The sequence below is a fragment of the Nocardioides sp. genome, assembly GCF_036503465.1.
Classification (GTDB): domain Bacteria; phylum Actinomycetota; class Actinomycetes; order Propionibacteriales; family Nocardioidaceae; genus Nocardioides.
Genome location: NZ_DASXWU010000025.1, coordinates 1 through 13,713, shown reverse-complemented (window position 1 = coordinate 13,713; position 13,713 = coordinate 1). Strand labels below are relative to the sequence as shown.

Here is a 13,713-nt window from a genome sequence, read left to right as displayed (position 1 = left end):
CCGCTCCATCCGGGCCAGGCCCGTGCGGAGCTGGTTCTGGATGAGCTCGCCCACCGTCCGCATCCGGCGGTTGCCGAAGTGGTCGATGTCATCGGGCTGGACCTCGATCGGCTTGCCGTCGGCGTCGACGTACGTCGTGCCGGCGCCGTCGACGAGCGTCATGTCGTTGTTGTGGAGGCGGACGATGTAGCGGATCACCGCGACGACGTCGGCGATGGTCAGCGTCTGCTGGTCGAAGGCCTCGTGCAGCCCGAGCTTCTTGTTGATCTTGTAGCGGCCGACCTTGGCGAGGTCGTAGCGCTTGGGGTTGAAGTAGTAGTTGTTCAGCAGCGTCTGAGCGGCCTCGCGCGTCGGCGGCTCGCCCGGGCGGAGCTTGCGGTAGATGTCGAGCAGCGCGTCGTCCTGGGTCTCGGTGTGGTCCTTCTCCAGGGTGAGGCGGATCGACTCGTAGTCGCCGAACTCCTCCAGGATCTGCTCGTTGGTCCAGCCGAGGGCCTTGAGCAGCACCGTGACGTTCTGCTTGCGCTTGCGGTCGAGGCGGACGCCGACCATGTCGCGCTTGTCGATCTCGAACTCGAGCCAGGCGCCGCGGCTCGGGATCACCTTCGCGGTGAAGATGTCCTTGTCGGAGGTCTTGTCGGCGGTCTTCTCGAAGTAGACGCCGGGCGAGCGGACCAGCTGGCTGACCACGACCCGCTCGGTGCCGTTGATGATGAAGGTGCCCCGCGGCGACATCAGCGGGAAGTCGCCCATGAAGACCGTCTGGCCCTTGATCTCACCGGTCTCGTTGTTGGTGAACTCGGCGGAGACGTAGAGCGGCGCGGAGTAGGTGAAGTCCTTCTCCTTGCACTCCTCGACGGTGTACTTCGGGTCGTAGAAGACCGGGTTCTCGAACGAGAGACTCATGGTCTCGGAGAAGTCCTCGATCGGGGAGATCTCCTCGAAGATCTCCTGGAGACCGGACTTGTGGGAGACGTCCTCGCCGGCGGCCTCGCGGGTCGCGATGTCTGCCTGCCAGGCGTCGTTGCCGATCAGCCAGTTGAAGCTGTCGGTCTGGAGGGAGAGGAGCTTGGGAACTTCGAGAGGTTCGCTGATCTTTGCGAACGAGATGCGCTGCGGTGTGGAGGTGGAGGAGTCGGCGGTGGTGCGCGCGGCCAAGATCTGTCCTTCGACGAACGAGCCGGAGATGGCACCTGCCAACCACTTCAATCAGCCACCGGGCAGGCGATCAGCATTTGAGGGCAGGCGCAAAGAGAGATCGTACCCCAGAAGGGCGTGCACCACAAACCGCATCCGACCCGCTGGTCGAACGTCTCCACGAGTGTGAACCCGACCGGCCCTCAGGTCAAGCACCTCTCCCCAGCCCCGCCGCGTCGCCACCCAGGATCCCCCAGGTCAGGGACGCCCGGGGCCGCTGACCCGGCTCTTGGCCACGCCGTACGACGTCGACCCGTCAGAAATTTCGGGCGGGACGGCAGCCCCGGGGTGTGCACTCAAGCTGGCTCAACGCTCGGAGACGTCGGGAAGAGCCGGGTGAGCGCTATGAGACGTCGGGAAGAGCCGGGTCAGCGCTCAGCCATGGCCGCTGTTGGTCTTGAGGCCGTCGACGAGCCATTGGCCGCCGACCTTGGCCATGGTCACCGTCACCTGGTTCTTGTAGACCACGGGCACCTTGGGGTGCTGCTTGTTACGGGTCACCTGGTTGACGAAGACCAGCACGTCGACCTGGTCGGTCCCGGTGCGGACGATGCCGGAGGCGAGGTACTTGGCCTGCACCACGGTGCCGGTCCGCGGAGCGTTCTGCCGGATGACCGCGAAGAGCTTGTCGTACTCCTGCTTCTCGCTGGAGGTCATGTAGGGCTCGGCGGCGGCCTCGCTCTGGTCGAGATGGTGGGCGTCGTAGGACAGCAGCGGGACGATCGCGCGTTCGGCGGCCGACTGGGCGGCCTGGGTGTCGTCCTGGACCGAGGCGTCCGACGGCTTGCTCATCAGGACGCCGACGATCACCAGCGACGCGGCCACGAGCCCGGCCAGCGTCACCACCGCCCAGCCGGGCACGACCGGGAGACGGCGGGCCGGCCGGGTGCCCGGGGTCTCGACGCGCTCGACGGCTGTGGGCTCGGGCACGGGCGCGGTGGCGATGACCGGCTCCACGGTGAGCGGCTCGTCGGACACCTCCGCCTCCGCGGCCAGCTCCTCGTCGTACGCCGCGCGCCGGGCCGGGTCGAGCAGGACCTCCGCTGCCTGGTTGAAGACCCGGAACCTCCGGTCGGTCGGGTCCAGGTCCGCCACCGCCGACCGCCACGCGGTCCGGATCTCGTCGGGGGTCGCCGCGGGATCCACGTCGAGCACGTCGTACCAGCTGGCGTTCATGAGCTCGTCACCGGCGCGTAGTCGTCGACGAGCCAATGACCGTCGATCTTGTCCAGGCTCACCCGCAGCCGGAACGGCGCCGGCTCACCGGCGGACACCCGCTTTCCCTTGCTGTTCTTCACCGTCTGGCTGATCGACCCGGCGACCAGCACCTGGGCGGAGTCGCTGTCGATGACCTCGACGCCGGTGGAGAACACCGCGCAGGTGCGGCTGAGTCCGTAGTTCTTCACGCTCTGCTCCGCCACCGGCACGCTCTGGTCGAAGGAGGCGGCGAACTTCGGGGTGATCACGGCCTTGACCCGCGAGCGGTACGCCGGCATCTGGCCCTTCGAGTCCAGGAGCGACGGCCCGTAGGTGTTGACCCTCAGCACGAACTGCTGGGTGGTGGCCATCGCGGCCTCGCGGTTGCTCTGCAGATCGTCCGCGCTGCCGGTGCGGTGCGACTTGAGCACCGCGATCCACACCAGGGAGGCGACCAACGCCAATGCGAGAACGCCGACCAGGACGAGGCGGAAGAGCGCGGAGCGTGGCGGCGGACCCGACGGAGTCACGTCGCCCATTGTCACCTCCGGCCGCTGGTCAAGGGCTGGAGCAGCAGCCATTTCCATGTCTCCTCTCCGAGCGTGGCGGGGGCGGGACTCCCCGCGTCATCGAGTCGGGAGGGGACCCGAGATCCCCAGGTCAGGCGCTTGGTGGCCGGGTCGTACGACGCCACCGGGACGCGGTAGTAGGCACCCGGCCGGTTGGCCGGCGCGTGCTGGGCACCACGCGGGTTGGACTGCGACCCGGGCTCGGCGCAGTGGGCGTTCACGTTCATCGGCCGGTTGGACCCGTCCTGCGGCGGTCGGGTGTCGGTGCTCTGGTAGCCGTTGTGGCACACCGGCGGGTCGTTGGTCATCACCATGCCGAAGTGCGCGTCATACAGCCCGGTCTCCGGCGACTTCGACACCACCGTGAAGCCACCCTCCACGACGTACGGGTAGAGGACGAGCACCTGACGGAGCCCCGGCAGGTGCTTGACCACGATGTCGCCGGTGGTCACCAGGTTGTTGATCAGGCTGGCCAGGTGGACCTTGTTGTCCTCCAGGAACCGCCGCAGCTCGGTGGCGGTCACCGAGCCGTTGTCGATGACCCGTCGCAGGTCGCGATCGTGGCCGGCCAGCGTCCCGGAGAACAGCCGCAGGTCGCGCGCGAACGACCGGATGGCGTCCGCCGATGCGATCTGCCCGTGCAGCACCGTGTTGCCGTCGCGGATCAGGGCCGTGGTCACGTCGAAATTGCGGTTGGCCGTGTGGATGAACGACGTGCCGGTGTCGATGATCCGCTGCAGGTCCGGCCCGGTCCCCGCGAACGCCGTCCCGAGCTCGTGCACGGTCGTGCGCAGCGACTTCCGGTTCACCGACTCGACGGTCGTCGAGATGTCGGCCAGGAGCTTCTGGGTGGGCAACGGGGTGCGCGTGTCGTCCATCGCGATCTGCGAGCCGTCGTGGAGGTACGGCCCGGCGTTCGTCTGCGGCTGGAGGTCGACGTACTGCTCGCCGACCGCCGAGCGGTTGCCCACCACGGCCAGGGTGTCGGCCGGGATCTTGTCGTTCCAGCTCCGGTCGATGTCGAGGTAGGCGTCGACACCGTCGTGGGTGAGGACCAGCTTCTTCACCTCGCCGATCCGCACGCCGCGGTAGGAGACCAGCCCGCCGGCGTACATCCCTCCGGAGTCGTGGAAGTGCGCCACCACGGTGTACGACGTGCTGTAGAAGAGGCGGTTCAGCTGGGCGTATCTCGCCCCGACGAAGCTCACCCCGAGCATCGTGATCAGGGCGAAGATCGCCAGCTGGACCTTGGTGCGACGCGCGATCACCTGCCCACCACCATCCCGGGCACCAGCAGGTCGACCAGCGCGGGGTCGTAGAGCCGGCTCAGCTGGCGCATGGTCGGGCCGCGTGGACCGAACGCCGTACGCCGGGCCCCCAGGAGGTCGCCGCCGCCGAGCAGCGTCGGGAGCAGGCTGGTGGGGATGCTCAGGGACGGCCCGCTGGTGGGCAGGCTCGGCAGCGAGTTCAGCACCTGGCAGACGGGGTTGTTCTCGTGCTTCTGCTTCTTGCACTGGGCGATCAGCTGGAGCAGCTCCTGCGGGTCGCCGAGCACCTTGGTGCACGCCTTGCTGGTGATGTCACCGCTCTGCAGGCACTTCGCCACGTCGCCGAGGATCTTGGTGATCTCCGAGGTCGGCAGGCTCGTGGGCAGGCTGGGCAGGGTCGGCAGCTGCGTCGGGAGGCCGGTCGGGATCGGCAGGCTGCCGTTCTGGTCCAGCGACAGGTCGAGCTTGACCGACAGGTTGGTGTAGTCGCCCATCTGGAGGTTGCGGGCGACCTGCGGGTCGCGGCCGACCACCTCGTCGACGAACGGGTAGGTGAGCGCCACGTTGAACGCGTTGACGAAGTTCTGCCCCGACGCCTGCAGCTGGCTGAGCACCGGACTGAGTTGGCGCAGGGTCGCCATGGTCGTGTCCTTGGACAGCTTGATCACCCGGGTGCCGACACCACTCAGGTGGGCCAGCGCCTTCAGCATCCGCACCAGGTCGTGCCGTTGGGTGTTGATCGAGTGCAGGGCACCCGGCAGCTCGTCGAGGGTGGCGTCGATGGTGTCGCGCTGGTGGTTCAGCGACGTCGAGAGCCGGTCGAGGGCATCGAGCGCGTCGACGATGTCCTGCTTGTGCCGGTCGAGCTGACCGCTGAACGACTCGATCTGGTGGAGCACCGACCGGGCCTCGCCCTCGCGACCGTGCAGGGTCTTGTTGAGCTCCCGGGTGATCGTCTGCAGCTGGCCCACGCCGCCGCCGTTCAGCAGCAGGCTGAGCGCCCCAAGCACCTCCTCGACCTCGGGGTTCTGCCCCGTGTGCGCCATCGGGATGACGTCACCGGACCTGAGCGGGTTGGCGCTCGCACCGGAGGCCGGTGCCGCGAGGGCGATGAACTTCTCGCCCAGCAGGCTGGTCTGCTGGATCGTGGCGACCGCGTTGTCGGGCAGCTTGGTGTCGTTGCGGAGCTGCATGGTCACCTCGGCGTGGTAGCCCCGCAGCGAGACGTCGGTGATCTTTCCGACCGTGACGTCGTTGACCTTGACCGTCGAATCCGGCACCAGGTCGAGCACGTCGCGGAACTCCGCCTTCACCGTGATCGGGTCGCTGCCGACGTCGGTGCCGCCGGGCAGCGGCAGCTTGTAGACGTCGAACGAGCAGCCGGTCAGCACGAGTGCGGAGCCGAGCAGCGCGACCAGCATCTTGATCGTCATCGGAAGTCGGGTCATCGGCCGGCCTCCACGAGTCCGCCGAGAGTCGGGTCCATCCGGTCGACCCCCGTGTTGCCGGTACGCCGTCCGGCGCTGGAGAGCGCGGCCGGACGCTTCTTCGCCAGCAACTGCTTGACCACGTCGCAGGCCTGGCCGCTCTGGTTGGCCTGGTCGAGGATCCCGCACAGGAAGGTCGCCGGGTCGGAGGAGATCTGGTGGCCGATCTCACCGAGGTTGGCCCGGGTGTCCAGCGTGCCGGCCTGGGGGTTGTAGGTGAGAGCCAGGTTGTTCAGCGCGAGAGGCGCGTCCTGGAGCGTCTCGGCGAGCGCCTTGCGCTGCCGGACCAGGATCTGGGTGATGTCGTCGAGCCCGGCGATGTTCTTGCCGAGGATCTCGCGGTTGTCGCGCACGAAGCCCGACACCTGCTTCATGGCGATGCCGAGGTCGTGCAGCGAGGCCGCCAGGTCGTGTCGCTCCCCCTTCAGCATGTGGGAGACGCCGGCCAGCGTCCGGTTGAACGTCCGCACGGTGTGGTCGTTGTGCGCCAGCGTCCGGACGAAGCCCTCGAGCTCGCGGACGGAGCCGAACAGGTTGTCCTTGTTGTCCGCCAGCGTGCCGCTCAGCCGGCTGAAGTCCCGGATCGTGCGGTGGAACTTCTTCCCCTGGCCGCCGAAGTTCGCCGCCGTGGTGTTGAGCAGATCGGTCAGCGCGCCCTTCTGGTTCGCGCCGTTCGGACCGAGCGCGGTGGTCAGGTCGTCGAGGCTGGAGTAGATCTGGTCGAGCTCGAGCGGGACGGCGGTGTGGTCCTGCTGGAGGGTGGCGCCGTCGGCCAGCACCTGGCCGCCGGAGTACGCCGGCGTCAGCTGCACGAACCGGTCACCCACGATCGACGGCGAGATGATCACCGCCTTCGCGTCGGCCGGGATCTGGACGTTCGGGTCGTAGTGCATCTTCACGACCACCTGGGTGCCCGACGGCGTCACCGAGTCGACCTTGCCGACCGGAACGCCCAGCACCCGCACGTCGCTGCCCTCGTAGAGCGAGACCGTCCGCGGGAAGTCGGCGGTGAGGGTCTTCTGGTCGCCCCCGTTGAAGACGAAGGTGACCAGGGCGGCGACCACGAGAGCGGCCAGCACCAGCGGCACCACGAGCTTGCGCAGGAGGTTCATCTCAGCCCCCCACCTGCGGCACCGGCGGCATGTTCTGGATGTAGGTGTCGAACCACGGGCCGTCGCCGAGCGTGTTGGCGAAGACCCGGTAGAACGGGCCCATCAGCCGGATGCTCTGGTCGATGTTGTCGGCGTTCTTGTTCAGCACGTCGAGGACCGCGCTCAGGTTGGTCAGCGCCGGCTTGAGGTCGGCCCGGCTCTGCTGCACCAGCTTGGTCAGCTCGACGGAGAGCTGCGCGGTGGAGCGGAGCAGGTTGTGGACCGCCTGTCGCCGCTTGACCAGCGCCTTGAACAGCACGGCCGAGTCCCGCATCAGCCCGACGATGTCCTGGTCACGCGCGTTGAGGGTGGTCGTCACACCGCGGAGGTTCTGCAGGAGGGTGCCGATCTGCTCGTTGCGGGCGGCGAGGTTGCCCGACAGCGCGGACACCCCGGCCAGGGCCCGGCGGAAGTTCTGCGGGGTGTTGCGGGTCAGGTCCGCCAACGTGGTCAGGCTGCGCGCGAGCTGGTGGGTGTCGATCTGCTCCGAGGTGCGGGCGAGGCCCGAGAACGCCTGCACGACGTCGTACGGCGAGGAGGTGCGGTCGACGGGTATCTCGGTGCCCTCCGGCAGCTGGCCCGCGCCGGCGGGCTCGAGAGCCAGGTACATCGCACCGAGCAGGGTCTTCACCTTGATCGCGGCGCGGGTGTCGACGCCGAAGTCGGCGCCGTTGTCGATCCGGAAGGCGACCTTGACGTGGTCTCCGTCGAGCGAGACCGAGTCGACCTTGCCGACCCGGACACCGGCGATCCGCACCTCGTCGTTGGCCTTGAGCCCGCCGGCCTCGCTGAAGTCGGCGTAGTAGGTGTCGCCGCCGCCGATGATCGGGAGCTTCTCGGCGTTGAAGGCGAGCAGGATCAGGCCCAGGACGACGGCGAGGCTGATCGCCCCGACCACGACCGGGTTGCGCTCACGGAAGGGGACGCTCATCGGGGTCCCCAGGGCGTTGTCCGGCGGGGGAGCGGCTTCGGGCCCCGGCGGAGGCGTGCGCTGGAGGAGCGAAGCGGGGGAAGCCACGGCTTCGCCGGGTGAAGCGCTGCGGATGAGACGGAGAATTGCGGGGCCTCCGCGCGAAGGCAAGCGAAGCGCGTTCGCGTGGGGTGCAACGTCGTGGGGTGCTTCATCCGAGGTTGCACCTGCTCGAGCCGGTGTTGTAGCTGACGGGAACGGCGGTCTTGCCGAGGCGGATCTGGCCGGTGAAGTTGCAGAGGTAGAAGTTGAACCATGAGCCGTAGATCGCAGTGCGGCCGACCTTCGTCAGCTTGATCGGCAGCACCTGCAGCGCCCGGTCGATCTCCGGCCGGCCGCGGTCGAGGTTGGCCGCGAACCCACGCAGGTGGTGGATGTCGGAGACGAACGGCGCGCGGATGCCGGAGACCAGGTCGGCGGTCTGCACGGACAGGTTGGAGATCTGGTCGAGCGAGCCGAGGATCGCGCCGCGGTCCTTCTTCAGTCCGCCGACGAACTGCTTGAACGTCGTGATCAGCTGGTTGAGCTGGCGGTTGCGCTTGCCGACGTGGTCGAGCACGGAGTTGAGGTTGGTGATCAGCTCGCCGATCACCTGGTCGCGGTTCGCCAGGGTCTGGGTGATGGACGCCGTGTGGGCGAGCATCCCGTTCAGGGTGCCGCCCTGGCCCTGGAAGACCTGGATGATCTCGTAGGACAGCTCGTTGACGTCCGAGGGCGACAGCGCCTGGAACAGCGGCTTGAACCCGTTGAAGAGGACGGTCAGGTCGAGCGCCGGCGACGTGTGCGACACCGGGATGGTCGAGCCCTCGGCCAGCACGCCGGTGCTGCCGATCTCGTTGGTCAGGGCGATGTAGCGCTGCCCGACCAGGTTGCGGTAGCGGATGTCGGCGTGCGTCGACCTGGTGAGAGCGGTCGAGCTCTGCACGTCGAAGGTGACCATCGCGCGGGTGCGGTCGACGATGGAGATGTCCTTGACGCTGCCGACCTTCACCCCGGCGATCCGGATGTCGTCGCCCTTGACCAGCCCGGTGGCGTCGACGAACTCGGCCTTGTAGGTCTTGCTCGAGCCGAAGCTCAGGTTGCCGATGACGATCGCGAGCACGCCCGTGGCCAGCGCGGTGACCACCATGAAGATCAACAGCTTGACCAGTGCGGAGATCGTCTTGGTGTCCACGTGCGAGACCTTGGCCGCGCGGGCGCCGGCTCGGGCGGTCGTCGCACCGGACCGGGTGAGAGGGAGGCTCATCGCAGCGACACCCGCGCTCCGCGGGCCATCGGGCCGACCAGCAGTACGCCGAGGTCGGGCACGTCCTGCGGCGACTCGCCCAGCGACGGGCCGAGCAGGCTCTTGAGCAGCCGCGACTCCGCCGCGCTGCCGGCGTACCCGGTGCCGCGGGTGAAGTAGGACGGAGCGACCCGGTCGGTGCCCTTGCCGGTCGGGGTGTTGATGCCGTCCTTGAAGTTCGGCTGGTGCCGCACCGGGTTGGACTGGCTCCACGGCGGGCTGGGCAGGTGGAGGCAGTTCGGGCCGCGGTCGTCGCCGTACACCGGGGTGTCGGCCGTGGTGTACCCGCGCGGCTGGTTCGGGAGGGACTCGAGCACGATGTGCAGCGTGAAGCCACGGAACGCCTCAGCCTCACGCTTGCCGGCGTTCACCAGGCCGCCGAGCAGGCAGGGGTACTCGGGGGCGTAGCGGGCGAGCATCCGCGCCTGCGGCTCGCTCACCTGGCCCAGTCGGATGATGTTGTCGCCGTTGGCCCGGAGGAAGTCGCGCGCGGTGTCGGAGAACGCCGAGACGTCGGTGAAGAGGGTCTGCAGCTGCCGGTGCCCGTCCTCGAGGGTGCCGGTCGTCTTGATCGTGTTGCGCAGGATCTGGGCGATCTCCGGGGTGACGTCGGCGTAGGTGTTGGAGACCCGGGTGGTCATCCGGAGGTCGTCGACGATCTGCGGGATCTGCGGGTTGATCCGCTTCAGGTAGTGGTCGACCGTCACCAGGTCGCGGCCGAGGTCGTCGCCGCGACCCTCGAGTGCCGTGGAGATCGCGTTCAGGGTGAGGTTGATGTCGGCGGGCTGGACGGTGCGGAGCAGGGGGTAGAGGTCGGCGAGGACCTTCTGCACCTCGACCGGCACCTGCGTGTGCTGGATGACGGCGCCCGGCTTCAGCGCGGTCGGGGCGGGCTGGTCGCCCGGGACGACGAGGGAGACGTACTTCTCGCCGAACAGCGTCTTCGGGACGATCGCCCCGGTGACGTTGCTCGGGATGGTGTGCATCTGGCTGGGGAAGATGCCGAGCCGGATCTTCGCGCCCTGGTCGTTCGCGGTGAAGCCGAGCACCTGTCCGACGATGACGCCGCGGATCTTGACGTCGGCGCGCTCGGGCATCTGCAGCCCGATCGTCGGCGCGTCGAGGGTGACCTCGTCGAAGTGGGTGAACTTCTGGGTGAACACGCCGTAGGTCAGCCACACCCCCGCGAGGAGGAGGCAGAGGAACCCGATGCCCAGGGCCTTCAGCTTCAGCGCGGCTCCCATCAGCCGGCCAGCCTCACGGTCGTGGTAGCACCCCAGATCGCCATCGACAGGAACAGGTCGATGACGTTGATCGCGACGATGCTGGTGCGCACCGCCTTGCCCACGGCGACGCCGACGCCCGCGGGACCACCACTGGCGTTGTAGCCGTAGTAGCAGTGGATCAGGATCACGGTCACCGAGAAGACCAGCACCTTGCCGAAGGACCACATCACGTCGCCGGGCGGCAGGAACGTGTGGAAGTAGTAGTCATAGGTGCCCGTGCTCTGCCCGAAGAACCGGGTGACCGTCAGCCTCGTCGCGAAGTACGACGACACCAGCCCCACGACGTACAACGGGATGATCGCGATCAGGCCGCCGACGATCCTGGTGCTGACCAGGAACGGCAGGGAGGGCACCGCCATCACTTCGAGCGCATCGACCTCCTCGGAGATGCGCATCGCGCCGAGCTGGGCGGTGAAGCCGCAGCCGACGGTGGCGGCCAGGGCGATGCCGGCGACCAGGGGTGCGATCTCGCGGGTGTTGAAGTACGCCGACACGAAGCCGGAGAACGCCGCGGTGCCGATCTGGTTCAGGGCGGCGTACCCCTGCAAGCCCACCTCGGTGCCGGTGAAGAAGCACATCGCCGTGATCACGCCCACCGTGCCGCCGATGACCGCGAGGGCCCCGGAGCCGAGGGTGACCTCGGCGAGGATCCGGAGGATCTCCTTCTTGTAGCGCACCACCGTCTTGGGGGTCCACGCCAGGGCGCGCAGGAAGAACGCCAGCTCTCCGCCCAGGTCGTCCAGGGTGCGGAGAGGCTTCTCGTAGACCGCTCGGATGTTGGCCATGGCTAACCGGTCTTCGGGGGGACGAGCTGGAAGTAGATCGCGCTCATCACGAAGTTGACGACGAACAGGAGCATGAAGGTGACGACGACCGACTCGTTCACCGCGTCGCCGACGCCCTTGGGCCCTCCCCCGGCGTTCATGCCTTTGTACGACGCCACGATCGCCGCGATCATGCCGAACACCAGGGCCTTGGCCATGCCTTGGTAGAGGTCGGGCAGCTGGGCCAGGGCTGTGAAGCTGGCGATGTAGGCGCCAGGGGTACCTCCTTGCAGGACAACGTTGAACACGTAGCCGCCGGCGACGCCGACGACGCTGACCAGCCCGTTCAGGAAGACCGCGACCAGCATGCAGGCCAGCACCCGCGGGACGACCAGGCGCTGGATCGGGTCGATGCCCAGCACCATCATCGCGTCGAGCTCCTCGCGGATCTTGCGGGCGCCGAGGTCGGCGGCGATCGCGGAGCCTCCGGCTCCCGCGATCAGCAGCGAGGTCGCGATCGGGCCCGCCTCACGGACGACCGCGAGGACCGACGCCGAGCCGGTGAAGGACTGCGCGCCGAACTGCTTGATGAGACCGCCCACCTGCAGCGCGATCACCGCACCGAACGGGATGGCGACCAGCGCGGTGGGGACGATCGTCACCGACGCGATGAACCACGCCTGCTGGATGAACTCGCGGAACTGGAACGGACGGCGGAACAACCCCCGCCCGACGTCGAGGCCGAAGGCGAAGAGCTTGCCGGCGGTCCCGATCGGGGCCAGCACGCGCGAGGCGGTCAGGTCGGCCACGGGTCACGCTCCCGCGCTCATGGTCAGGCTCTCCTCGAAGGAGCCCGGCGGAGGCGTGATGCCGTTGGCGCGACACCATTCCCCGGCCGGTCGCTGGCTGCGGCGAGGGATGCCATTGGACGGCTCGAGCTGCAGCGGGATCGGCGGAAGCGGTGGCAGCTCGACGCCGCGCTCGCGCTCGGCCTCGAGCTCGTCGGCGTCCTTCTCCTCCGACATCCCGATCGGGCCGATGGTCTGGGCGTTCAGGAACTGGCGGACCACCGGCTCCTCCGACGAGAGCAGCATCTCCCGTGGCCCGAACATCGCGAGGTGCCGGTGGTAGAGCAGCCCGATGTTGTCGGGCACGGTCCGCGCGGTGTTGATGTCGTGGGTGACGATCAGGAACGTCGCGTCGATCTGCGCGTTGAGGTCGACGATCAGCTGGTTGAGGAACGACGTACGGACCGGGTCGAGTCCGGAGTCCGGCTCGTCGAACAGGACGATCTCGGGGTCGAGCACGAGCGCGCGGGCCAGACCGGCCCGCTTGCGCATCCCGCCGGAGATCTCGCCGGGCAGCTTGTCCTCGGCGCCCAGGAGCCCGACCAGCTCCATCTTCTCCATCACGATGTCGCGGATCTCGGACTCGGACTTGCGTGTGTGCTCGCGCAACGGGAACGCGACGTTGTCGTAGAGGTGCATGGAGCCGAACATCGCGCCGTCCTGGAACAGCACGCCGAACAGCTTGCGGATCTCGTAGAGCTGCTTCTCGGGGCAGGAGGTGATGTCGACGCCCTCGATGACCACGCTGCCGCGGTCCGGCTTCAGCAGCCCGATCAGTGTCTTGAGCAGCACCGACTTACCCGTGCCGGAGGGTCCGAGCATCACGCAGATCTCTCCGGCGGGGACCGTCAGGGTGACGTCCCCCCAGATGAGCTGTCTGCCGAAGGACTTGGTCAGACCCTCGATCTGGATCTCCACACCCATGGGTCTGCTGCCCTCCCAGTGTCAGCCGGCCAACGCGGGGCTCGTTGCCTTGCCAGAGAGGTCAACGCCCGGGGGACCGAGAGGTTACGCACCGGTCACGTGGTTCGACGGACAGCGTGGGGACGGGACTTCGGCTCAGGGGACCGGGAAGTCCTGCGGGGGCCCTTCCCCGGTCGCCCCGTCGACCTGCTCGCGGAGCAGGTCGGCATGTCCGGTGTGGCGGGCGTACTCCTCGATCATGTCGGCGAGCAACCGGCGCAGGCTCATCCCGTCGTGGGTCACCTGCTCCATCGCCCCGTGGGAGAGCGCCTCGGCCAGGGCGTCGCGGGCGCGGTGCACGGACTCGACCCAGAGCGCACGCAGCTCCCCGGGTGAGTCCTCGGCAGCGGTGCTCCAGGCCCAGTCCTCCCAGTCGCGCTCGACGTCCAGCCGGTCGAACGGCGCCATGGCGGCACGGCCGGCGAGCCGGTTCTGGAAGTACAGCTCCTCGACCCAGGCCAGGTGCTTGAGCAGTCCCCCCAGCGTCACCGACGACGTCCCGAGCCTGCGGGCCAGGCCGTCGGCGTCGACGTCGGCGCACTTCCACGCGAAGGTACGCCGGTTGCGTTCCAGCGTGATCACGGCCGTGGCGAGCTCGTCGCCGCGCAGGAAGAGCTCGAGGTCCCACTCGGGTGGCCGGCCGGGCGTGAATCCGTACGTGGTGGTCATGGGCCCACCGTAGGGACCCTTCCGGACGGGACGCGTCCGGACAGCACCTGTGATCGACC

General features: G+C 68.3%; 12 protein-coding genes and 1 pseudogene. All 13 read right to left on the bottom strand.

Annotated elements, in window-relative coordinates:
* Positions 1 to 1,158 (bottom strand): annotated as a pseudogene (locus tag VGK78_RS03840) (DNA-directed RNA polymerase subunit beta); the annotation flags it as partial.
* A gap of 414 nt (positions 1,159 to 1,572) precedes the next feature.
* Complete coding sequence (locus tag VGK78_RS03835; protein WP_331526038.1) at positions 1,573 to 2,373, bottom strand: J domain-containing protein; 801 nt, start codon at positions 2,371 to 2,373, stop codon at positions 1,573 to 1,575.
* The gene (locus tag VGK78_RS03830) at positions 2,370 to 2,924 is read right to left on the bottom strand and encodes a hypothetical protein (protein WP_331526036.1); all 555 of its coding nucleotides are present in this window, start codon (positions 2,922 to 2,924) and stop codon (positions 2,370 to 2,372) included. Before VGK78_RS03830 ends, VGK78_RS03835 begins: the two co-directional genes overlap by 4 nt.
* An 11-nt stretch (positions 2,925 to 2,935) precedes the next feature.
* Positions 2,936 to 4,231 (bottom strand): MlaD family protein, encoded by a 1,296-nt coding sequence (locus tag VGK78_RS03825; protein WP_331526035.1) that lies wholly within the window; start codon positions 4,229 to 4,231, stop codon positions 2,936 to 2,938.
* Positions 4,228 to 5,679: an MCE family protein gene (locus VGK78_RS03820; protein ID WP_331526034.1), complete on the bottom strand. Its 1,452-nt coding sequence runs from the start codon at positions 5,677 to 5,679 to the stop codon at positions 4,228 to 4,230. Before VGK78_RS03820 ends, VGK78_RS03825 begins: the two co-directional genes overlap by 4 nt.
* Positions 5,676 to 6,830, bottom strand: coding sequence for an MCE family protein (locus VGK78_RS03815; protein WP_331526033.1), 1,155 nt, complete (start codon positions 6,828 to 6,830; stop codon positions 5,676 to 5,678). The genes VGK78_RS03820 and VGK78_RS03815 overlap by 4 nt, the downstream gene beginning before the upstream one ends.
* 1 nt (position 6,831) lies before the next feature.
* Positions 6,832 to 7,800, bottom strand: a complete 969-nt coding sequence (locus VGK78_RS03810; RefSeq protein ID WP_331526032.1) for an MCE family protein — start codon at positions 7,798 to 7,800, stop codon at positions 6,832 to 6,834.
* 190 nt (positions 7,801 to 7,990) lie between these two features.
* Positions 7,991 to 9,085, bottom strand: coding sequence for an MCE family protein (locus VGK78_RS03805; RefSeq protein WP_331526030.1), 1,095 nt, complete (start codon positions 9,083 to 9,085; stop codon positions 7,991 to 7,993).
* A complete protein-coding gene (locus tag VGK78_RS03800) occupies positions 9,082 to 10,368 on the bottom strand; it encodes an MCE family protein (RefSeq protein ID WP_331526029.1) in 1,287 nt (428 codons plus the stop codon). Before VGK78_RS03800 ends, VGK78_RS03805 begins: the two co-directional genes overlap by 4 nt.
* Entirely contained in the window at positions 10,368 to 11,195 is an 828-nt protein-coding gene (locus VGK78_RS03795) for an ABC transporter permease (protein WP_331526028.1), read from the bottom strand. Before VGK78_RS03795 ends, VGK78_RS03800 begins: the two co-directional genes overlap by 1 nt.
* A 2-nt stretch (positions 11,196 to 11,197) precedes the next feature.
* Positions 11,198 to 11,983 (bottom strand): ABC transporter permease, encoded by a 786-nt coding sequence (locus VGK78_RS03790; RefSeq protein ID WP_331526027.1) that lies wholly within the window; start codon positions 11,981 to 11,983, stop codon positions 11,198 to 11,200.
* Between the two features lie 3 nt (positions 11,984 to 11,986).
* Positions 11,987 to 12,946 (bottom strand): ABC transporter ATP-binding protein, encoded by a 960-nt coding sequence (locus VGK78_RS03785; protein WP_331526026.1) that lies wholly within the window; start codon positions 12,944 to 12,946, stop codon positions 11,987 to 11,989.
* A gap of 135 nt (positions 12,947 to 13,081) precedes the next feature.
* Positions 13,082 to 13,654 (bottom strand): DUF664 domain-containing protein, encoded by a 573-nt coding sequence (locus tag VGK78_RS03780; protein WP_331526025.1) that lies wholly within the window; start codon positions 13,652 to 13,654, stop codon positions 13,082 to 13,084.
* Between the last annotated feature and the right edge of the window lie 59 nt (positions 13,655 to 13,713).

Coding starts and splice junctions, on each gene's coding strand:
- VGK78_RS03835 (WP_331526038.1), bottom strand. CDS start 2,373: ATGAACGCCAGCTGGTACGACGTGCTCGACGTGGATCCCGCGGCGACC.
- VGK78_RS03820 (WP_331526034.1), bottom strand. CDS start 5,679: ATGACCCGACTTCCGATGACGATCAAGATGCTGGTCGCGCTGCTCGGC.
- VGK78_RS03815 (WP_331526033.1), bottom strand. CDS start 6,830: ATGAACCTCCTGCGCAAGCTCGTGGTGCCGCTGGTGCTGGCCGCTCTC.
- VGK78_RS03810 (WP_331526032.1), bottom strand. CDS start 7,800: ATGAGCGTCCCCTTCCGTGAGCGCAACCCGGTCGTGGTCGGGGCGATC.
- VGK78_RS03805 (WP_331526030.1), bottom strand. CDS start 9,085: ATGAGCCTCCCTCTCACCCGGTCCGGTGCGACGACCGCCCGAGCCGGC.
- VGK78_RS03800 (WP_331526029.1), bottom strand. CDS start 10,368: ATGGGAGCCGCGCTGAAGCTGAAGGCCCTGGGCATCGGGTTCCTCTGC.
- VGK78_RS03795 (WP_331526028.1), bottom strand. CDS start 11,195: ATGGCCAACATCCGAGCGGTCTACGAGAAGCCTCTCCGCACCCTGGAC.
- VGK78_RS03785 (WP_331526026.1), bottom strand. CDS start 12,946: ATGGGTGTGGAGATCCAGATCGAGGGTCTGACCAAGTCCTTCGGCAGA.
- VGK78_RS03780 (WP_331526025.1), bottom strand. CDS start 13,654: ATGACCACCACGTACGGATTCACGCCCGGCCGGCCACCCGAGTGGGAC.